This is a genomic window from Actinoplanes lobatus, from assembly GCF_014205215.1.
Taxonomy (GTDB): Bacteria; Actinomycetota; Actinomycetes; order Mycobacteriales; family Micromonosporaceae; genus Actinoplanes; species Actinoplanes lobatus.
The window spans coordinates 151255-172596 of record NZ_JACHNC010000001.1 but is presented as its reverse complement, the minus strand read 5'-3'; the positions used below and the strand labels follow the sequence as shown (position 1 = coordinate 172596).

The following is a 21342-nucleotide window of genomic DNA, read 5'->3' as shown; positions in this document are numbered from 1 at the left end:
GAATGCTCGCAGGTGGAAGTTTCGGACGTGTGAACCTAGGAGGATCAAAACACGGAACGGCCACGCCTTCCGTGCTTCCGCACGTGGCGTGGCCGTTTCCGTTCGTTTAAAGGACTACTTCGGCAGGCGTGCTCCGAGCAGCGGGGCCAGCATGGCGGAGTACCGGGTGGTGATGTGGTCGTCGTCGCGCCACACCAGGAGGTTGCCGACCACGGTGGGGCAGTCCCCGGCGGTGCAGAACCAGGCGGTCGGGTCGATCACCTGGACGCCGTTGGCCTTCGCGGTCCGGTCGACCAGCTGCTGCCGGGCGGGGATCTGGACCGCGTCGCCGGCCGGGGCGACGCACCGGGAGATCTTGCGGGAGTGCTCGGCGAGGCATTCCGGCACGTTGTGGCCGGGCCACGGGGTGTCCCGGATCTGCACCAGCCTCGTCTTCGGCGCCTTGATCGTACGGAAGGTGGCCGCCCACCCGTCCGCCCAGCGCTGGTCGGCGCCGGACGTCACCTTGTGGCCGCTCTCGTCCAGCAGCGGGTTGCCGTCGTTGCCGCTCGACGAGATCACCACGAGGTACGGCCGGGCCTGCTTGATCTCGGCGAGCACCTGCTCGCGCCAGACCGGGCATTCGGTGTAGGCGCGCTTGAGGGCGGTGCTGAAGGTGCGGACCGTGGCGGCGTGGCAGGCGCTCTTGGTGCGGACCATCAGCTTCCAGCCGCGCTCCTTCGCGATCGCGTCGACGGCCGGGAACCAGTGCGCGGCGTGCGAGTCGCCGAGCAGGTAGACGGTCCGCTTGCCGGCCGGGTCGCCGAACACGCAGGGCCCCGGCACCACGGTCTCCAGGTATTCCAGGTGACAGTTGGTGCTGTAGTACGACGGCTTGTCCTTGCGCGCGTTCTGCACCCGCGGGGTGGTGTTGGCCGGCAGCTTCCCGGTGCCCACCGACGCCTCGATGATCCGGCGCAGCTCGCTCTCCGGGTCGGCGGCGGCCGCCACGACCTGGGTGGTGTCGATCGCCGGGTCGCCCTTGGCCAGCTGCGGCGGCTTCATGGCGCCGGCCTGGGCGACCAGGGCGGCCAGCGAGGACAGGGCCAGGCCGACGGCGAGGCCGCGACGGGACCGGGCCTTCACCCAGGACTGGTTCCGGGCCGGGTTCTCCACCAGGTGGTAGGAGCCGATCGCGAGCACCAGGGACCCGGCCGCCAGCCCGAGGTTGAGCGGTACGTTCGGTTCCACGTCCAGCATGTGCGGGACGATCATGAGGACCGGCCAGTGCCACAGGTACCAGCTGTAGGAGTACTTGCCGATCTGCTGGAACGGCCAGGTGCCGAGCAGGGTCACGGCGCCGCCGCGGGGTGCCGCGCAGCCGCCGGCGATGATCGCCGCGGCGCCCAGCACCGGCAGGGCGGCGGCCGAACCGGGGAACGGGGTGGCCTCGTCGTAGCGGAATGCCGCCACCAGCACGGCGGCCAGTCCGGCCCAGGTCAGGGCGGCGGCCAGGGCGCGGGGGAGTCCGGCGAGCCGGGCCGCGCCGACCGCGACCAGCGCGCCCACGGCCAGCTCCCAGGCGCGGGTGTGCGCTCCGAAGTAGGCCCAGGGGGCGGACGACGCGGTCTGCGTGATGCTCACCGTGAGTGAGGCGGCGACCACCGGGACGAGGGTGACGATCACCGGGGTACGGCGTTTGCCCCACAGCAGCGCGAAGATCAGCAGGAGCAGCGGCCAGACCAGGTAGAACTGCTCCTCGACCGCCAGCGACCAGAAGTGCTGGAGCGGGGAGGGCTCGGCGTCGGCGTTGAGGTACTGCACGCCCTCGTTCGCGAGCCGCCAGTTGATCCCGTAGAAGGTCGCGTAGATCGCGTCGGCGGCGATCGACTTGAACCGGGTGGCCGGCATCCACAGCCAGCTCGCCGTCACGGTGACGAGCAGGACCACTGTGGAGGCGGGCAGCAGCCGGGTGGCGCGCCGGGCGTAGAAGGTGGCCAGCGAGACCCGGCCGGTCCGGGTCAGCTCCTTGAGCAGCAGCGTGGTGATCAGGAAGCCGGAGATCACGAAGAACACGTCGACGCCGACGTAGCCCCCGGCCAGGCCGGAGAGCCCCGCGTGCGACAGGACGACCAGGGTGACCGCGATCGCTCGCATTCCCTCGATGTCCGGTCGGAATCCTGGGTGTGAGCGTGCGGGTGCCCCCGGAGAGGATTCCGGGCGGGCACTGTGGAGTTGTGTGTCGTACGAAACCGACATGTCCTACCTAAGCCTGCTGAAGGGCGACGGCACCCGCCGGGTAATCGGTCGCCGATCGTACCCGTGATGACATAGGTGATCCACAGCCGGTTCATCACGCTTTCATGGCGAGGAAAGCTCACACGCGCGCGGCGACCCCGTCGATCAGCAGATCCACGGCCAGGGCGAACCCGGCGTCGTCCGCCTCGCCGACCCCGATGAGCCGGCCCATGGTGCCGTTGACCTCGGTGTGCAGGAGCCCGCCGACGAGCACCGCGAGCACCGCGCCGGTCCGCTCGACCTCACTCTCCAGGAGTCCCGCGGTGCGCAGGACGGCGCAGAGGGAGCGCCACATCGGGCCGTCGCTCTGGATGAAGTCGTCGGAGGCGAAGGCGTGCCGGATCAGGTTGCGGTGGGCCAGGCTGAGCGACCGGAATTCGTACGCCAGACGGCGCAACTGCTCCTGCCAGGTACCCTCGGCCACCGAGATGTGCCGGGCCCCATCGGTCACCAGGCGGGTCACGCCGTCCAGGAGGGCGGCCTTGTTGTCCACATGGTGGTAGAGCGACATCGGATTGACGCCCAGGTCGGCGGCCAGACGGCGCATGCTCAGCGCCGCCACGCCCTCGGCGTCGATGATTCTGAGCGCGCTCAGGAGGATCCCGTCCTTCGTTAGACGTTGATCACTCTGCTTTCCGTTTCCAGCCATACGCCGTATGGTAGCGCCATACACCGTATGGCTGAGGAGGATCCCCCTGTGACCGCCCCGATTCCCACCCCGCGCGGACTGCCGATCGTCGGCAATGGACTGCAGGTTCCGGTGGAGGGCACACACCGGTTCTTCGCCGACCTGGCCGCACAGCACCCCGGCGGGCTCTTCAAGCTCAACCTGGCCGGCCGGCACGTCGTCTTCGTCTACGACCCCGACCTGGTCGCCGAGGTCTGTGACGAGAGCCGCTTCTACAAGCCGATCGACCCGCCGCTCGCGCACGTCCGTGACTTCGCGGGTGACGGCCTGTTCACCGCGCGTGAGGGCGAGGAGGTGTGGGGCCAGGCGCACCGCATCCTGCTGCCCGCGTTCAGTCAGCGGTCCATGAAGGCGTACTTCCCGCAGATGCTGGAGATCGCCGAGAACCTGATGGCCGCGTGGGCCGGCCGCGCCGAGGTCGACGTCACCGACGACATGACCCGGCTCGCCCTCGACACCATCACGCTCGCCGGGTTCGGGCAGCGGTTCCGCTCCTTCGAGCAGCCGGAGCTGCACCCGTTCCTGCAGGCCATGGGCAGCGCGCTGACCGAGGCGATGAACCGGACCCGCCAGCTCCCGATGGTCACCGGCCTGAAGAAGAAGGCCGATGCTCTGTACAAATCAGACATCTCCGTCATGCAGGAGACCGTCGACGAGGTGATCCGGGTCCGCCGGGCCTCCGGGGAGAAGCTGAACGACCTGCTCGGCCTGATGCTCGAGGCGTCCGACCCGGTCACCGGCGGGCGGCTGTCCGACGAGAACATCCGCAACCAGGTGCTCACCTTCCTTATCGCCGGGCACGAGACCACCAGCGGCACCCTCTCCTTCGCGCTGCACCACCTGATGCGCAACCCGCATGTGCTGGCCCAGGCCTACGCCGAGGTCGACCGGATCCTGCCCGGCGACACCGTGCCCACCTACGAGCTGATCATGAAGCTCGACGTGATCCCGCGGATCCTCGACGAGACGCTGCGCCTGCACTCGCCGATCACCGCGATCGGCCTCGCGGCCCGGGAGGCGACCACGCTGGGCGGGCGCTACGCCATCGAGGCGAACCAGAAGATCGCGGTGGTGCTCAAGCCGCTGCACACCAACCCGGCGGCCTGGACCGACCCGGAGACCTTCGACATCGACCGGTGGCTGCCGGAGCAGAAGGCGTCGCACCACCCGCACGCGTACAAGCCGTTCGGCAACGGCGAGCGGGCCTGCATCGGCCGCCAGTTCGCCCTCACCGAGGCCCGGCTCGCGCTCGCCATGATCCTGCAGCGGTTCGCGCTCTCCGACCCGCAGGGCCACGAGCTGACCATCAAGCAGACCCTCACCATCAAGCCCGAGGACTTCCGGCTCCGGCTGCGCCTCCGCCACGAGCACGAGCGCATCGCCACCTCCGCGCCGTCGGCCGCCGCCGTCACCGACGAGGTCGAGGTTCAGGCCTCGGGGGTACGGATGAGCGTCGCCTACGGGTCCAACCTGGGCACCTCCGAGGACCTCGCCCAGCAGGTCGCCGACCGGGCCCGGCGCTCCGGGTTCGAGGTGACCGTGCAGACCCTCGACGAGCTGGCCGCCGACCTGCCGGCAGAGGGTCTGCTGACCGTCGTCACGTCCAGCTACAACGGCAAGGCGCCGGACAACGCGCAGGCCTTCGACGACCTCGACATCCCGGCCGGGGCGCTCGACGGCGTCAGGTTCGCGGTCCTCGGCAACGGCAACACGCAATGGGCCACCTACCAGGCGTACCCGAAGCGGGTTTTCGAGAAGCTCGCGGCGGCCGGCGCGGAACCGGTCGTCGAACGCGGCGAGACCGACGCCTCCGGTGACTTCGACGGCATGGCCACCACCTGGCTGGAGGGGCTGTGGGCGGCGCTCGCCGCCGCCTACGGGACCGCGACGGCCGCCACCACCGGGCCGCGCTACTCGGTCGAGGTGCTCGGCGAGGACCAGATCCGGCCCGCCGTGGTCTCCGGCCAGGCCCACCCGGTCATGATCATGTCGGTGGAGGAGCTGGTCGGCGACCCCACCGGGCTGTGGGACTTCACCCGGGAGGCGCCCCGGCCGGGCGTCAAGGCGATCACCGTCCAGCTGCCCGAAGGGGTCGAGTACACCGCCGGCGACCACCTGGCCGTCTACGCCAAGAACGACCCGGAACTCGTCGACTGGGCGCTGCACACGCTCCGGGTGTCCCGCGACCTGGTGATCCGTCTCGGCCAGGACGGCGAGCGGCCCAGCGGACTGCCGATCGGGATCCCGGTCACCGCCGGTCTGCTGCTCACCGACTTCGTGGAACTCCAGGAGCCGGCCACCCGCGGCCAGATCGGGGTCCTCACCGAGCACACCCAGTGCCCGTGGACCACCCGGCAGCTGGCCGCCTGGACCGCGGACACCCCGGAGGCGCGCCAGGCGTACGCCGACGAGATCCTCGCGAAGCGGGTCTCGCTGCTCTCCCTGCTGGAGCGGTTCCCCGCGGTCGAGCTGCCGTTCGGGGTGTTCCTCGAGCTCGTCGGCACGATCCGGCCGCGGTTCTACTCCATCTCGTCGTCGCCCGCCGTCGACCCGTCACTCGTGACGATCACCGTCGGCCTGGTGGACGGGCCGTCCCGCACCGGCAACGGCCGGTACCGGGGCATGTGCTCCCAGTACCTGGCCCGCCTGTCGCCCGGTGACGTCTTCTACGGGCACGTCCGGGTGCCGGCGCCGCCGTTCCGGCTGCCCGCCGACCCGGCCACGCCGATGATCCTGATCGGTCCGGGCACCGGCTTCGCCCCGCTGCGCGGCTTCCTCCAGGAGCGGGCGCTGCTGGCCGATCGCGGTCCCGCCAAGCTGTTCTACGGCTGCCGGCACCCCGAGCACGACTGGCTGTACCGCCCGGAGATGGAGCAGTGGGCCGCCGACGGGGTGGCCGACCTGCACCTGGCCTTCTCGGCGGTGCCGGACCACCCGCACCGGTTTGTCCAGGAGGCCCTCGCCGAACAGGGCGACGCCGTGTGGGAGCTGCTGGAACGCGGCGCCCACATCTACCTGTGCGGCGACGGGGCCCGGATGGCGCCGGCCGTCCGCGACGAGCTCTACGCCATCTACCGCCGCCACACCGGCGCAACGGCCGAGCAGGCGGAGTCGTGGCTGAGCTCCCTCGAGGCGGAGGGCCGCTACCAGCAGGACGTCTTCGCCTAGCCGGCCGTCGTGGCGCCGGGCCGGTCCGGTCCGGCGCCACGAATCGCCTTCGGTACCCCGTACCGTCGCCGGGTCTTGATCTTGATTTTTGATCTCAGCCCGCATCGGCGGAAGGGCCGTCCGGGGCCGGGCTCTCCGGGGCGTCCGGGGACTCGCTCGTGGGCGGGGAGGAGACGCTGCTGCTGGCGGAAGGGCTGGTGGCCGACGGTCGCGGGGAGCGCGGACGGGTCGCCGGTGGAGGTTTGCGGCCGGTGGAGATCGACGGCGACGGGGTGGCGGACACGCTCGGGAAACCGGTCGGGCTCGGCGAGCCGGCCGGGGTGGGCGAGGTCGCCGCGGGCCCGACCGGGAACCAGCCGAGCGCATCGGCCACGGTGAGCGCGAACATCGAGACGGCGAGCAACGTCAGTACGACCGTGAGGATCGGCAGCCAGCGTGCGGGTCGTCGCGCGGGGATCACCGGGCTCTCGTCGACCGGTGTCCGGATGGGCGGCCGGCGCGGGATCGGGGCGGTGACCGGCTCGGTGGCCAGAAGCGCGGCACGCACCACGTCGTCGCCGCCCGCCGCGTTCGTCGCCGCGGCGGCCATCGCGGCGGCCGAGGGGGCCCGGTCGGTGGGATCCTTCGCGAGAGCCTGCTCGACCAGCTCGCGGACCGGCGCCGGAACGGCCGAAGGGAGCGGCGGCGGCACCTCCGAGACGTGGCGCAGCGCGATCGTGACAGCGTCGTCGCCGGTGAACGGGGGAGCCCCGGTCAGACAGTGGTAGGCGACGGCGCCCAGCGCGTACAGGTCGGCGGCCGGGCCGACCACCTGCTTGGACACCTGCTCAGGGGCGATGTAGCAGGCCGTTCCCACGACGTTGCGGGCGCCGGTCAGGGTCTGCGACGTCGCCGAACGGGCCACCCCGAAGTCGACCAGCACCACGTTGCCGTCCGGCTCGATGATCAGATTGCCGGGCGTGACGTCCCGGTGCACGATGCCCGCCCGGTGCGCGGCGTGCAGGGCCCGGCCCGCCTGGGCGACCACCGCCATGGTCTCGGCGGGGGACAGCGGGCCGCGCTCGTTCAGCCGCTGGTCCAGCGACTGGCCGTCGATGCGGGCCATCACCAGGAACGCGCCCTCGCCGGTGCTGCCGTAGTCGTACACCGCGGCGACACCCGGATGCCGCAGCGCGGCCATCGCCCGCGCCTCGTGCTCGAAGCGCTGGCGGAAACTCGCCTCCCCGGCAGTTCCGGCCAGCAGCATCTTCACCGCGACCGGACGGTTCAGGACGGTGTCGACGGCCCGCCAGACCTCGCCCATGCCCCCGGCGGCGATCCGGTCCTCCAACCGGTATCGCCCGCCAAGCGACTCTCCCGGGCCGGGCATGGATTCATCTTCTACGATCCATGCCCGTTCGCCTAGATCGGGAGGCGGGCGTCCAGGAGCGGGGCCAGCATCGCGGCGTACCGGGTGGTGATGTGGCTGCTGTCCCGCCAGGTCAGGATGTTGCCGACCACGGCCGGGCAGACGTCGCCGGCACAGAACCACGGCCGGGTCTCGATCACCGTGACCCCGCTCTTCCGGGCCTGCTGCGACACCAGCGCCTGCCGCGGCGGGAAGGCGAACGCCTCGGCCGCCGGGCGGGCGCACTTCGACGCCCGGTCCGAATGGGCGGCCAGGCACTCCGGAGCGTCCTTGCCCGGCCACGGGGTGTCCTCGATCATCACGAGCGCGGTGCCCTTGGCCCTGATGGCCTTGAAGGTGGCGGCCCAGCCGGCCACCCACAGCGCGTCCCGCTCCTCGGCGGTGCCCTCGTCGATCCGGTTGCCGGCCGCGTCCAGGAGGCCGCCGTTGTTGTTGCCGTTCGAGGCGATCACCACCATCTTCGGGTGGGTCCGCTTGATCTCGGCGAGGACGGTGTCGCGCCACTGGCTGCACTCGTCGTACGGGCGCTTGAAGACCTGGGCGTACGTCCGGACCACCGGCGCCTGGCAGGCGCTCTTGGTGCGGACCATCAGCCTCCAGCCGTGCTGTTCGGCGATCGCGTCCATGGCCGGGTACCAGTGCGCGGCGTGCGAGTCGCCGAACAGGTACACCATCTCCTTGCCGGCCGGGTCGCCGAAGACGCACTCGCCGGGGGCGGTCACGTCCGCGTACTCCAGGTGACACTTGCTCGGGTAGTACTTCGGCAGGTCGTAGTGGGCGCGCTGCACCTTCGGCGTGACGTTCGCCGGCAGCTCACCCATGCCGGCCGACTCGGCGATGATCCGCTTGAGCTCCGCCTCCGGTTCGGCGGCCGCCGCCACCGCCTTGGCGGTGTTCACGGCCGCGTCGCCCTTGGCCAGCTGCGGCGGCTTCATGGCGCCGGCCTGCGCGACCAGGGCGGCGGTCATCGACAGGGCCAGACCGACCGCGATACCGCGGCGGGCGCCCTTCTTGACCCACGCGTGGTTCCGGACCGGATTCTCCACCAGGTGGTACGACCCGATCGCCAGCACCAGCGCGCCCGCCGACAGGCCGAGGTTGAGCGGTACGTTCGGTTCCACGTCCAGCATGGACGGGACGATCATCAGGATCGGCCAGTGCCACAGGTACCAGCTGTAGGAGTACTTGCCGATCTGCTGGAACGGCCAGGTGCCGAGCAGGGTCACGGCGCCGCCGCGGGGTGCCGCGCAGCCGCCGGCGATGATCGCCGCGGCGCCCAGCACCGGCAGGGCCGCGGCCGAACCGGGGAACGGGGTGGCCTCGTCGTACATCAGCGCCGAGGCCACCACAGCCGCGAGACCCGCCCAGGTCAGGCCGGCGGCCAGCGGCCGGGGCAGGCCGGCCAGCCGGCTCGCGCCGATCGCCACCAGGGCGCCGATGCCCAGCTCCCAGGCCCGGGTGTGCGCCCCGAAGTACGCCCACGGCGCCGACGACTCGGTCACCTGGATGCTGGTGATCAGCGACGCCACCACGACCAGGCACAGGGTGACGACCACCGCGGCACGGCGTTTGCCCCACAGCAGCGCGAAGATCAGCAGGAGCAGCGGCCAGACCAGGTAGAACTGCTCCTCCACCGCCAGCGACCAGAAGTGCTGCAGCGGGGACGGGGCGGCGTCGGCGTTCATGTACTGGACGCCCTCGTGCGCCAGCCGCCAGTTGATCCCGTAGAAGGTCGCGTAGATCGCGTCCGAGGCGATCGACGGGAACCGGGTCGCCGGCAGCCACAGCCAGCTGCCCACCACGGTGACCAGCAGAACCACGGTCGACGCGGGCAACAGCCGGGTGGCGCGCCGGGCGTAGAAGGTGGCCAGCGAGATCCGGCCGGTCCGGGTCAGCTCCTTGAGCAGCAGCGTGGTGATCAGGAAGCCGGAGATCACGAAGAACACGTCGACACCGACGTAGCCCCCGGCCAGCCCCGCGATCCCGGCATGCGACAGCACCACGAGAGTCACCGCGACGGCCCGCATGCCCTCGATGTCCGGCCGGAACCTGAGGTGTGGCTGGGCCGGCCTGACCTCGTTCTCCGGTCGGAGTGCCGCGGTTTGCGTGTCGTGGATAACCGACATGTCCTGCCTAAGGGAACTCAGTGCCGCCGGTCCGCCCGGAGGGTTAGCTGAGAGATCTTACATATTCGGCCCAAAGCTTGCACACAGCTCTTTCATCGGTTGTTCACGAGCCGGTCGGCCGGGTCAGCGGCCTCGTTCCGGTCGGTTTCGGTCTCGTCCTCCCTGGGCCCGCTGGTCTCGTCGCCGTCGGGCGTCTGCTCCGGTGTGGACGGTTCCCCGGTCGTCGGCTCCGTGGTCGGCTCGGTCCCGCTCTCCGCGGGCCGGGTGGGCGTCCGGCTCGGTTCGGGACTGGCAGACTTCTTCGATTTCGGAGTTTTGTCCTGATAGTCTGCCTTGTTGTCCGGCCCGGCTTCCCTGTCCGTCTGCTCCACGGTCCGGGGCGCCGAACTCGCCGGAGCCTCGGGCACGACCCGGTCGATCCGCTCCCGGCCACCGAAGAGCCCGAACGGATCCGCCGCGGCGACCACACCGGCCACCCCGAGGATCACGGCCGCCGCCACCGCGAGAACCCGCTGCCGCCGCCGGATCCACTCCCCGGACGCTCCTCCCCGCTCCCCGGCCCCGCCGCCGATGCCGGCGCCGGCCCCTTCGGCGCCCGTTCCGGCGCCGGCCCCTTCGCCCGGCGCCACTGTGCCGTCCGGACCGTCCGCCGCGGTGATGCTCGGCGTGGCGGCCCAGCCCTCGGTCACGGCCGCAGTCTGGCCGGTGGTGTGAGCCTCCGGCAGGGCCTCCGGCAGGGCCTCCGGCAGGGCCTCCGGCAGGGCCTCCGGCAGGGCCTCCGGCAGGGCCTCCGGCAGGGCCTCCGGCAGGGCCTCCGGCAGGGCCTCCGGCAGGGCCTCCGGCAGGGCCGGGTTCGGCGTGGCGGCCCAGCCCTCCGTTGCGGCCGCGGTCTGGCCGGTGGTGTGAGCCTTCGGCAGGGCCGGGCTCGGCGCGGTCGATCGCTGCTCGGGGACGGCGGGGCTCGCGCCGGTCGAGCCCGGCCTGATGGTCTCGCTTTCCTCCGGGGTCGTTCCGGCGGGGACGACTCCGGCGATGCCGAACCAGGGCGCTCCGGTCCTCGTTTTCGCGAGACCGCCGTTGCCGGGCTCGAACGGCGTCGCTGGGGCGGGTGCTTCCCCGGCCTGGTTCGTGAGTTCCGCGGCCGCTGCCGAGGCTGCCACGGCCATGGCTCCGGCGGACGGGAAGCGCGCCGCCGGATCCTTCGCCAGCGCGGTACGGACGAGCCCGCTCACCTCGGGCGACACGTCGTCCGGCAGCGGCGGCGGCTCCTGATCGAGATGCTGGAGGACGATCGCGATCGGGTTCTTGCCGAGGAACGGCGGACGCCCGGCAAGACAGTGGAACGCCAGAGCACCCAACGCGTAGATATCCGCGGCCGGCCCGGCCTCCCGCTCCGTCACCTGCTCCGGCGCGATGTAGAGGGCGGTCCCGACCACCTCCCGCGCCCCGGTCAGGGTGCCGGAATGGGCGGATCGCGCCACCCCGAAGTCGACCAGGACCACCGTGCCGTCCGGCTCGACCAGCAGGTTGCCGGGTTTGACGTCCCGGTGCACGATCCCGGCGGTATGTGCGGCCGCCAGGGCCGAGGCCGCCTGCGCCACGAGCGACATGGTCTCGGCCGGGGTGAGGTGGCCGCGCTCGGCCAGAATCCGGTTCAGCGGCTGCCCGTCGACCCGGGCCATGACCAGGTAGGCGTCCTCGGTCCCGGTGCTGCCGAAGTCGTACACCGCGACCACACCGGGGTGGCGCAGGGCCGCGAGCGCGCGCGCCTCGTGCCGGAATCGTCGCTGGAAGCCGGCATCGCTGGCCCGGTCGGCGAGCAGGGTCTTGACCGCGACGGCCCGTCCCAGAACGGTGTCGGTCGCCTGCCAGACCTCGCCCATGCCGCCGGAGGCGATGCGATCGTCCAGCCGGTAACGTCCGCCGAGCAACTCTCCGGGGTGAGGCATGAATATCCCTCTACCCAGGAGAGTTCGCGGCTATCCGTCCACGCTCATGGCCCGGTGTAGAGAACGGCGTCGATCTCGATGTCGAAACCGACCAGCGGCACGGGCAGCGTCGTGCGCACGGGACGGTGCTCGCCCTTGATGTACTCCTGGTAGATCTCGTTCATCTCCGCGAAGTCGCCTAAGTCACGCAGGTAGACACCCACCCGCACGGCGTCGTCCAGGCTCGAACCGGCGGCCTCGGCCACCGCCGCCAGGTTGCGGAACGCCGCGTGCGCCTGCTCGGCGAAGCTGCCGGTCACCCAGGTGCCGTCCGGCAGCGCGGGGACCGCCCCGGCCAGATAGATCGTGTCGCCGGCGACGACGGCGTGCGAGTAGGGACCTCCGGCGGGCGCCGCCTTGTCGGTCATCACAGCGCGCTTGGGCATCAGGAACTCCTCGGTTTCGGTCTCGGGAACTGATCGGCCAGCCCGTCGACGTCGACGAGTGGCGTGGTGAGCAGGGCACGGATGTCGTGATCGCGGCGCGCCAGGGCGGCATGCTGTGCGTCGGTCAGCGGGATCCACGGCGCGGGCGGCGCGGACAGCTTCGGCGGCAGCGGCCGGCCGTCCACATAGGTGGAGTGGTTGATCAGGCGGAGCGGGGAGATCCGGACCTGGCGGTGCGCGTCGGAGACCGGGAACGGCTCCTCCCGTACTTCGAAGATCGCGAAGTCGGCCGGAGCGCCGACCGTGAGCGAACCGCCGGGGAGGCCCAGCGCCCGCGCCGGGTGTGTGGTCGCCGCGGCAACCACCTCGGGCAGCGTCATCCCGGCCGCGAGCAGCTTCGCCATGGTGGTCGGCAGGTCGAAGGCCGGCCCGTGCAGGGACCGGGCGTGCAGGTCGGTCGAGACGGTGAACGGCAGCAGCCCCGCCTCGAGTTGGGCCTCCAGCACGTCGAAGGCGAACCCACCGGAGCCGTGGCCGATGTCGAGCAGGACACCGCGTTCGGCAGCGGCCCGGATCGCCGGGCCCAGCGGCGTGGCGATGCCGCTCGCACAGTGCGTCACGATGTCGCCGGGGCGCAGCAGATCGAGCACCTCCCCCAGTGCGGGCGGGGACGTGCCGATGTGGACCATGACCGGCACCCCGCAGGCGTCCGCTGCCGCGAGCCCGCGGCGCAGCGGCTCCACTCCGTTGTCGCCCACCGTGTCGGCGTCGATGCGGACCTTCACCCCGACCAGCAGATCGCGGTTCGCCTGGATCGTGTCGATCGCCAGGGCGGTGTCGCAGTTCGCCGGATCGCGGCACTCGCCGGTGCGCCCGGCCAGCCCCACCGCGGAGATGTTGAGCAGCGCCGGGATCCGCACGGTGGCCGACTCGGCGGTGCGCCGCAGGCCGGCCAGCGTGAACGCTCCCGCCGAACCCGCGTCCACCCAGGTGGTGACCCCGGACCGCCAGGCGACGGCATCCGGATCGATCCCCCAGTAGCCCGGCCCGACATGCGTGTGCAGATCGATCAGGCCCGGGGTGACCAGGCGGCCGGTCACGTCGACGACCCGGCGTGCGTCGCGGGGCAGGCCGGTGCCGACCGCCGCGATCCGCCCGTCGCGGATCCCCAGCTCCTGATCGCCGCCGGTCAGCAGCAGGTCGAATCTCATCCTTGAGCACCGCCGTCGGACGACGACACCGCGGGGGAGCCGCTCGCGGTGAGCGCGGCGGTGATCGTCAGGCGGTAGAGGCGGGCGGGGCGGCCCTTGTGATGTGGCTGGGTGCTGCCCTCCGCGACGGCCAGACCCGCCTCGGTGAGCTTGCGGATGAGCCGCCGGCCGCTCGGGTCGGTGATGCCGAGTGCCTCCGCCACCTCGCCGGGTGAGACCGGCCGGCCCGCGAGGGAACGCTCCAGCGCGGTGAGACGAGACAGTGTGGCCGGGCTCAGGCCTGCCCGGCCGGCCAGCTCTTCCAGGCCGCCGTGCTGCCGGTAGGTGTACGTGAGTGGTGATCCGCCCGCACCGCCCATCGGGCCGATCACCACGCCGTCGTCGGTGATCAGGTAGGCGGTGGGGGCGCCGTCGCGCTCGGCCCGGTCGGCCGCCTGCTCGGCGAGGGACACGCTGTGCCGGGCCGAGGGGCCGATGCCGAACCCGGCGAACGCGCCCACCGGCCCGCCTTCGCGCTCGGTGGTGTCGTGCCAGGAGACCGGGGCCGTCACCCAGTGCCGGGTGAACCTCTCGAAGACGGCGGCCGGCGCGAACGCCACCACGTCACGTGTGCCGTGCTCCTCGATCCAGGCGTCGCCCAGCTCGGGGGCCTCCGCCAGAGCGCGGCGCAGGGCGGCTCGCGCGCCGGTCTCCGGGGAGCGAAAGACCGCGGCCGCGAACCGCTGCTCGTCGGCTCGCCGCCGACGGATCCGTAGAGCCAGCTCGTGCAGGTCGGCGCGGATCGTGCCGGGGGTGGCCAGCGCGTGCAGGACGGCGGCGCGGCCGTCGAGGGCGGCGGCGACACCGGTCCGCACGGTGATCACATAACCCGCGCCGGTGCCGTCCAGGTGGGCACGGTGGAACCGCACCACCTCGGCGAGCGACTGCTCCGGGTCGAACGGCAGCGTGGCGACGGCGGAACGGTCGAGATCGAGCGCCGCGGCGACCTCGTCGACCGTCTCGGTGGCGAACGTGTCGATGCTGACCGGGGTGGCCGGCCAGCCGTTGCCGCGAGCCCGGGCCCAGGCCAGGGCCAGGTCGAGAGCGGCCGACCGGGTGACCGCGACGGGCAGGCCGGCGGGGATCAGGTCACGGGCCCGCGACCAGGGGACCAGGCCGAGCAGCAGGCCGTCGAGCCCGCCGGTGGCCAGCAGCTCGCCGACCCGGTCGCGGATCTGCTCCTCGCTCTCGTAGACGGCCCAGGAGAAGGAGACGCCGGTGAGCGTGCGCGCGGCCTCGGCGAAACGCTCCCGATGGCCGGCGTGCACCACCAAACCGATGATCATCGCCGCTCCCCTTGTGGTTCGTATGTGGTGCGTATTAGCGTCCTCCATGACGAAGGTGTGGTCAAGGAGGTTCCGTGAACGAACCAGTTACGAGCCTGATCCCGCTCCCGCGAGCGGTGAGCGGTTCGCCCGGGACCTTCCGGTTGGAGACCACCACCAGCCTGTCAACCGCTCCGGGGACGGAGGCGGTCTCCGGATGGTTGCGGGCGGCGCTCAGCCCGGCGACCGGTTGCCCGCTGCCACCCGGAGAGGGCGGCATCCGGATGCGTCTCGATCCGGGCCTTCCGTCCGAGGGCTACCTTCTCGACGTGACCCCGGCCGGCGTGCACATCGCGGGCGGCTCGGCGGCGGGCGTCTTCTACGGAGCGCAGACGTTGCGCCAGCTCCTGCCCCCGGCGGCGCTGCGCCGGGCGGCGATCTCGGCCGGCCCCTGGGAGATCCCCGCTCAGCGGATCACGGACGAGCCGAGGTTCGCCTGGCGTGGCGTGCTGCTCGACGTGGCCCGCCACTTCATGCCCGTCTCCGACGTGCTCCGCTTCATCGACCTGGCCGCCTTCCACAAGCTCAACGTGCTGCATCTGCACCTCACCGACGACCAGGGGTGGCGGATCGAGGTTCCCGGCCTGCCCCGGCTCACCGAGGTCGGCTCGTGGCGGTCCACCAGCATGCTCGGCTCGCGTGGCCACGAGCGCTATGACGGGCGGCCGCACGGGGGCTGCTACACGACCGCCGACCTGCGCGAGATCGTGGCGTTCGCGGCCGCCCGCCACATCACCGTCGTCCCCGAGATCGACATGCCGGGCCACATGCAGGCGGCCATCGCGGCCTACCCCGCGCTGGGCAACGGGTTCGCGGGCCCGGTGCGCAGCGCCTGGGGGATATCCGAGCACGTCCTGAATGTCGGCCCGGAGGCGCTCGACTTCTGCCGGGCCGTGCTCGACCACGTCTGCGACGTCTTCCCCGGTGAGCTGATCGGCATCGGCGGCGACGAGTGCCCGACCACGGAGTGGCGGGACAGCCCGTCCGCCCGGGAGCGGATCCGCGCCGAGGGCCTGGCCGGGCCGCACGAGTTGCAGCCCTGGTTCACCGCCCGGCTGGCCGAGCATCTCGCCACCCGGGGCCGCCGGTTGTTCGGGTGGGACGAGATCCTGGCCGGTGGGGCGCCACCCGGCGCGGTCGTCGCCGCCTGGCGGGGGCGTGCGCCCACCAGCCATGCGGTTCGCGCCGGGCATCAGGTGGTGGCCTGTCCCGACATCGCGGTCTACCTCGACTACCGGCAGTCCGACGATCCCGGGGAGCCGACACCGGTCGGCACCCGGCTGACCCTCGCCGACGTGTTCGCGTTCGACCCCGTCCCGGACGGGCTCAGCGAGTCCGAGGCGGCCCTGGTGCTCGGCGGGCAGGCCAATGTCTGGACCGAGCATATGGAGTCCGCCCGCCGGGTCGACTACCAGGCCTTTCCCCGGCTCTGCGCGTTCGCCGAGACGGTCTGGGGGCCGCCCGGGCGGGACTTCGCCGGCTTCTCCGCGCGGCTGCCCGCCCATCTGGCCCGTCTCGACGCGCTCGGCGTCGGTTACCGGCCGCTCACCGGCCCCCGGCCGTGGGACGCCCGGCCCGACGCCCCGGGCCACCCCCGTGACCTGGCCGGGCGGCTCGCCGAGCTGCACGAGATGACCGCCGGCCTGCGGCGGGTGGCGACATGACGGCCCCCGTCTCAGGGCAGCATCGGCAACAGCCGGCGGGCCAACCGCAGCGGGCGGCCGGTCATGACCCCGTCTCCTTCGAAGGTCCACACCTCGGAGAGCACCGCCTGCACGAAGCCCCAGGCCACCACCCGGTCCATCGGGATGCCGAGGCCGTCGGCGAGCTGCTCCATCCGGGCCGGGGCCAGGTCGAGGACGGTGTCGTCCGGGTCGAGCGGATCGGGGTTGTAGAGCATGGCGCCGACCTCGTAACCGGGATCGCCGACCACTCCGTGCGGGTCGATGGCCAGCCACGGTTCCCGTTCCGCGGCCAGCACGTTGTCGTGGTGCAGGTCGCCGTGCAGCACCACCCGATCGGTGGCGCTCGAGCAGAGTTCGGTGAAGAGACCTCCGGCCCGTTCCACGAGATGCCGGGGGAGGGGACCGTCACCGGGGAAGCGGCGCAGGTGCCTGGCGAAGGAGGCGCTGCGATCGGCGAGCTCGGGCAGCGGCACGTCCGGCGGCGCCGGGCGGTGCAGCCGTTCGGCGACCTCGATCAGGGCGGCCGTCGCCGCTTCGTCGCGTGCCGGCGCGAGGGCGCTCACCGGAGTGCCGGGCCTGGCCTCCTCCAACAGCAGAGCGCCCCGGGCCTCGTCGCGGGCCAGCACGGTGATCGCCCCGCGGCCGGCGAAACACTCCAGCGCCGCCGCCTCGTCCCGGAGGTGGTCACTGTCCGGGACGCCCAGTTTGAGGACCGCGGTCGTTCCGTCCGCGCGGCGGACCCGGGTCACCCAGTTCATGCTCAGTGGGAGACGGCCGGCCGGCCGCAGCTCCCAGTCGCGCATCACCCGGTCGGCGATGTCGGGCAGGTCAGCCAGCCACTGGCTACCGAAGGCACCCCAGCACTCCTCGACATTGCGGACAAACAAATCGGGGAGCGCGATATCGACCATGAAGTGCAGTCTGGCAGCCGACGGCGAAGGGGCGCGAAATGACGATCGACTGGCGGAGCAAGGGCTTCTGGGCTCCGGGGGAGGCGAGGGACCCCGCCCGGCTCGCGGCCGAACGGCCGGGCATCTTCGACGGTGGCTTCACCTGGCCGCTGCTGGTGGTCCGGCGGGATGCGGTGGAGGCGAACATCGCCACGATGGCGGCCTACTGCCGGCGGCACGGGCTGGAGTTCGCCCCGCACGCCAAGACCACGATGGCCCCGGGCCTGCTCGACGCTCAACTACGGGCCGGGGCGTGGGGGATGACCGTGGCCACGCCCAACCAGGCGCTGGTGATGCGGCGGCTCGGGGTGGAGCGGGTGCTGATCGCCAACGAGATCCTCGACCCGACGGCGCTGCGCTGGCTGGCCACCGAGAGCGCCGCCGGATGGGAGGTCTACTTCCAGGTCGACTCCCTCGCCGGCGTGGATGCGGCGGCCGCGACGGGTGGGCCGTTGCGGGTCCTCGTCGAGCTGGGGCACGCCGGCGGGCGGACCGGGGTGCGGACCCTCGACGAGATGGAGACGGTGGCCCGGGCCGTCGCCTCCGCTCCCGGGCTGGAGCTCGCCGGAGTCACCGGATATGAGGGCCAGCTGCCCGACAAGGACGGTGTGGACGCCTTCCTGGACCGGCTCGTCGCGGGCGTGGCCCGGCTGAGCGGAGCCGGCCTGCTGCCGGAGCGCCCGATCGTCTCGGCCGGGGGCAGCGCCTGGTTCGACCGGGTCGCCGACAAACTCGCCGGCCTCGACGTGGCGGCCCGGCTCGTTCTGCGCAGCGGCGCCTCGGTCACCCACGACGACGGCTTCTACCGGGAGCGGACTCCGTTCGTCCGGGTGCCCGACGAGGGCCCGCTCGACGCGGCCCTGGAGATCTGGGCACAGGTGCTCTCGGCACCCGAGCCGGGGCTGGCGCTCGCCGGCATGGGCAAGCGGGACGCCCCGTTCGACGAGGGACTACCGGTGCCCCTGGAGATCCGGCGACCAGACGGGGTGGTCGAGTCAGCGAAGGGCCTGCGGGTCACGAAACTGAACGATCACCACACCTATCTCCAGGTCGAGGGGGTCCTCCTCGGACCGGGTGATCTGGTGCGGTTCGGGATCTCGCATCCGTGCACCGCCTTCGACAAATGGCGGGACATCCCGGTCGTCGACGAGCAGCGGCGGGTGGTCGACGTGCTGCACACCTATTTCTGAGGGGGGTTCGGTCAGCAGGCGGGCGTAGGTCTCCGTCGGCCGGCGGTAGAGCGGCAGACGCCGGCCCAGCGCGCCGACCGCCATCGGTGAGACGAGCGCGAGCCGGAGCTTGCCGCGCGAGAGGCTTCCGGAGCTTGCCGGACAGGAAGTGGCCGGAGCCTGCCGATAGGTGGGAGCGACCGCCTGCCAGGCAGGCGGTAATCGAGAAGCGTGCGGGAGACCGTCGTGCCAGACTGCCGCCCGTGACGACGTTGACCCTGTGGCGGCCGACCGGCCCGAGGGAGCTGGAGCTGGTCCGTTCCTCGGGATGGCGGCGCTGGCCACCACGCCTGCCGGACCAGCCGATCTTCTATCCGGTGCTGAACGAGGACTACGCGATCATGATCGCGAGGGATTGGAACGTCCCGGCTTCCGGAACCGGGTATGTGACCCGGTTCGAGGTCGACGCCGGGTTCGCCGCCCGGTACCCGGTCCGGCAGGCCGGTGGCGACAGCATCCTCGAGTTGTGGGTTCCGGCCGAGGAACTCGACGAGTTCAACGATCACATCGTCGGCCTCATCGAGGTAGTGCGCGAGTTTCGATGAGAGAGGTGTTCGGGCAGGGCGCCTATCGGGTGCGGTTCGACTGGGGGCCGGCCGGGGCGGAACGGATCGCCGACGGTGCCGCCTGTGTGGTGGTTGTCGACGTGCTGTCCTTCACCACGGCCCTCACCGTGGCGGCGGAACACGGCATCTCGGTGCTGCCCTACCGCTGGCGCGACGCGTCCGCGGTGGCCGAGGCCGCCCGGCACCGGGCCGAACTCGCGGTCGGCCGGATGGAGGCGAGATCGGCGGAGACCGTCAGCCTCTCGCCGCCGACCATCGCCCGAGCGGCGGCGCACCGGCGCATCGAGCGGCTCGTCCTGCCCTCGCCCAACGGCTCGGCGATCTCCGCCCGCATGGCGGCGATCGGCGCCACGGTGGTCGGTGTGAGCCTGCGCAACTCAGCGGCCGCCGCCGCATGGGTCCGGCAGCGGGCGGCGGGGCGGCCGATCGCCGTGGTCGCGGCGGGTGAACGCTGGCCGGACGACTCGCTGCGCCCGGCCGCCGAGGACCTCTGGGGCGCGGGCGCGTTCCTCGACGCTTTCGTCGCCCATCGACCGGAGCCGGACGACGTGTCCTTCGAGGCCGGTGCGGCCATCGCGGCGTACCGGGCGGTCGCCGCCGATCTGCCGGCCGCGCTGGCCGCGTCCGTCTCCGGGCGGGAGCTGGCCGCGAGGGGTTTCGAAGCCGACGTCGCGACCGCCGCCGATGCCGGCGCGAGCACCGTCGTCCCGGTCCTTGGTGACGGTTGGTTCCGCCCGCACCCCGCCGGTGCGGCGGGCGCGTAGCCGCGGGAAACCCGGGCCTGCGTAACCGGCCGGGATGGTCGGTGTGGTGGGCGCGGGAAACCCGGGGGCCTGCGTAACCCGGCCGGGATGGTCGGTGTGGTGGGCGCGGGGGAGGTCGGGGGCCTGCGTAACCCGGCCGGGATGATCGGTGCGATGGGCGAGGGGGATGCGCGACCGGCCGGCATGGTCGGTGCGGTAGGCGGGTGAGGCGGGAGAAATCATGGGGCTGAGCAACCGGGGAGAGTGACGGCAATCAGTCGCCTCACCGGGGGATGGCCGCTGAGATCGACGGTGTTTATGGTGATTGAGCGCCGATAGACCGCTTTCTCCATCTGCGTCGCCGGAGTCGAATATGCCCGTTTTCCGTGCAGCCGCCAGCGATCCCGCCGCCCATCAGCCATCACCGCCGGACCCCGCGACCCCGGGTCCCGGGGCCGCTCCCCGGCCGGCCGCCGGACCTTCCTCCGGTACGACCTACCCGACTGGCCCGCACCCCACTGCCGGCCACTCCGGTCACGCCTACGGCAGTGCCTCCGCGCATCCCGGAGCGTCGGTATACGCCGGTGGGGCGGCCCACCCGGGATCGCCGGGACCGGCCGGCGGGAGCGCGCCGGCCTATCCGCGCGGCTCGCAGTACGGCGGCGAGCCGGGGCAGCCGAGAATTCCGAGGCAGCACGGTGCGCCGGGCCAGCACGGTGTGCCGGGCCAGCACGGTGCGCCGGGCCAGAACGGGGGTGCCGGTCACCCGGCCGCCCAGCGCCATTCGGCCGCCTGGGCGGCTCCGGATCCGGCCGCCCAGGAGGGGCCCACCCAGCCACTGGGAACGCCCCATTCCCCGAGCCCGGCCGCGGAGCGTGCCAAAGCGGCGAACGAACCCACCGCGCCCCCCGAAGCGGCGAACGAGGACGCCCAGCCCGTCAAGGAGCCGAAGGAGCCGAGGGCGAAGGTACGGAAGACGCCACGGCGGGCGACGGTCGCTCTCGCCGTACTCCTGAGTCTGCTGGCCCTGGCCGGCTCGGTGGCGGCGGTGGCGCTCGCATGGCGTACGAAAGAAGTGAAGGAAGCGAAAGAAGAAGCAACGCCCGGCCCGGCCCCCGAGCGACCCGATGAATATCGGGTCTCCTATGCCAAGGAGCCGTTGCGGATCCAGCTGGCCTGCGCCGCGGTCCTCCACCTGGACCTCGACGAACCTCGCGCCGACGCCGCGGAGAACCTGGCCGATCTGCGGTACGAGAGCCGCTGCGGCACCCAGCCGCCGCAGCTGAGTCTCGGCCCGGGCGCCGCCGGGGGCAGCCGGCACGCCAGCGCCGACACCGACGCCGAGGGATGCGACCGGGCGATCCGGACCAGCCCGCTCGGGCAGGGCCTGCGCGTCGAGGTCGCGAAGGGTACGGCGCTGTGCGTGCTGACCGCGGCGACACCGGCCGAGCTGGTGCTCGTGGAGATCGTCGAGGTCGGCGGCTCCGGCAGTGCCGGTCTGCGCGCCACATCGTGGCAGATGCCGACAGTGCGGTGACCGGCCCGTGCCACGC

15 protein-coding genes are annotated in these 21342 nt (G+C 72.3%); 6 read left to right on the top strand and 9 right to left on the bottom strand.

The genetic code is table 11. The features are described 5' to 3' along the window. Nucleotides 1-114 precede the first annotated feature (114 nt). A complete protein-coding gene (locus BJ964_RS00715) occupies nt 115-2136 on the bottom strand; it encodes an acyltransferase family protein (protein ID WP_188118843.1) in 2022 nt (673 codons plus the stop codon). A gap of 220 nt (nt 2137-2356) precedes the next feature. Further along, nucleotides 2357-2926, bottom strand: coding sequence for a TetR/AcrR family transcriptional regulator (locus tag BJ964_RS00710; protein WP_188118842.1), 570 nt, complete (start codon nt 2924-2926; stop codon nt 2357-2359). Between the two features lie 48 nt (nt 2927-2974). On the opposite strand from BJ964_RS00710, the gene BJ964_RS00705 reads away from it, so the two are divergent. After that, nucleotides 2975-6133 (top strand): bifunctional cytochrome P450/NADPH--P450 reductase, encoded by a 3159-nt coding sequence (locus tag BJ964_RS00705; protein ID WP_203832661.1) that lies wholly within the window; start codon nt 2975-2977, stop codon nt 6131-6133. A gap of 94 nt (nt 6134-6227) precedes the next feature. On the opposite strand, the gene BJ964_RS00700 is transcribed toward BJ964_RS00705, so the two are convergent. The 6 genes from BJ964_RS00700 to BJ964_RS00675 form a co-directional block, all read right to left on the bottom strand. Next, complete coding sequence (locus tag BJ964_RS00700; protein ID WP_188118840.1) at nt 6228-7502, bottom strand: serine/threonine-protein kinase; 1275 nt, start codon at nt 7500-7502, stop codon at nt 6228-6230. Between the two features lie 32 nt (nt 7503-7534). Then, nucleotides 7535-9568 (bottom strand): acyltransferase family protein, encoded by a 2034-nt coding sequence (locus BJ964_RS00695; protein ID WP_188118839.1) that lies wholly within the window; start codon nt 9566-9568, stop codon nt 7535-7537. A gap of 191 nt (nt 9569-9759) precedes the next feature. Beyond that, entirely contained in the window at nt 9760-11616 is a 1857-nt protein-coding gene (locus tag BJ964_RS47630; protein WP_262479301.1) for a serine/threonine-protein kinase, read from the bottom strand. A gap of 44 nt (nt 11617-11660) precedes the next feature. Next, entirely contained in the window at nt 11661-12041 is a 381-nt protein-coding gene (locus BJ964_RS00685; protein WP_188118838.1) for a RidA family protein, read from the bottom strand. Further along, the gene (locus BJ964_RS00680) at nt 12041-13252 is read right to left on the bottom strand and encodes an amidohydrolase family protein (RefSeq protein ID WP_188118837.1); all 1212 of its coding nucleotides are present in this window, start codon (nt 13250-13252) and stop codon (nt 12041-12043) included. The genes BJ964_RS00685 and BJ964_RS00680 overlap by 1 nt, the downstream gene beginning before the upstream one ends. Beyond that, on the bottom strand, nt 13249-14577 hold the full coding sequence (locus BJ964_RS00675; protein ID WP_188118836.1) for a helix-turn-helix domain-containing protein: 1329 nt from the start codon (nt 14575-14577) through the stop codon (nt 13249-13251). The genes BJ964_RS00680 and BJ964_RS00675 overlap by 4 nt, the downstream gene beginning before the upstream one ends. Before the next feature lie 74 nt (nt 14578-14651). Between BJ964_RS00675 and BJ964_RS00670 the strand changes: the two genes are divergently transcribed. Continuing rightward, on the top strand, nt 14652-16280 hold the full coding sequence (locus BJ964_RS00670) for a beta-N-acetylhexosaminidase (RefSeq protein ID WP_188118835.1): 1629 nt from the start codon (nt 14652-14654) through the stop codon (nt 16278-16280). A gap of 11 nt (nt 16281-16291) precedes the next feature. Here BJ964_RS00670 and BJ964_RS00665 read toward each other — a convergent pair whose 3' ends face one another. After that, a complete protein-coding gene (locus BJ964_RS00665; protein ID WP_188118834.1) occupies nt 16292-17212 on the bottom strand; it encodes an aminoglycoside phosphotransferase family protein in 921 nt (306 codons plus the stop codon). A 38-nt stretch (nt 17213-17250) separates the two neighbouring features. On the opposite strand from BJ964_RS00665, the gene BJ964_RS00660 reads away from it, so the two are divergent. The 4 genes from BJ964_RS00660 to BJ964_RS00645 all read left to right on the top strand — a co-directional run bounded on the left by BJ964_RS00660 (nt 17251) and on the right by BJ964_RS00645 (nt 21326). Next, nucleotides 17251-18441 (top strand): alanine racemase, encoded by a 1191-nt coding sequence (locus tag BJ964_RS00660; RefSeq protein ID WP_188118833.1) that lies wholly within the window; start codon nt 17251-17253, stop codon nt 18439-18441. Between the two features lie 242 nt (nt 18442-18683). Further along, complete coding sequence (locus tag BJ964_RS00655) at nt 18684-19025, top strand: ADP-ribosylation/crystallin J1 (RefSeq protein ID WP_188118832.1); 342 nt, start codon at nt 18684-18686, stop codon at nt 19023-19025. Next, nucleotides 19022-19810: a 2-phosphosulfolactate phosphatase gene (locus BJ964_RS00650; RefSeq protein WP_188118831.1), complete on the top strand. Its 789-nt coding sequence runs from the start codon at nt 19022-19024 to the stop codon at nt 19808-19810. Before BJ964_RS00655 ends, BJ964_RS00650 begins: the two co-directional genes overlap by 4 nt. Before the next feature lie 697 nt (nt 19811-20507). After that, on the top strand, nt 20508-21326 hold the full coding sequence (locus BJ964_RS00645) for a hypothetical protein (RefSeq protein ID WP_188118830.1): 819 nt from the start codon (nt 20508-20510) through the stop codon (nt 21324-21326). Nucleotides 21327-21342 lie beyond the last annotated feature (16 nt).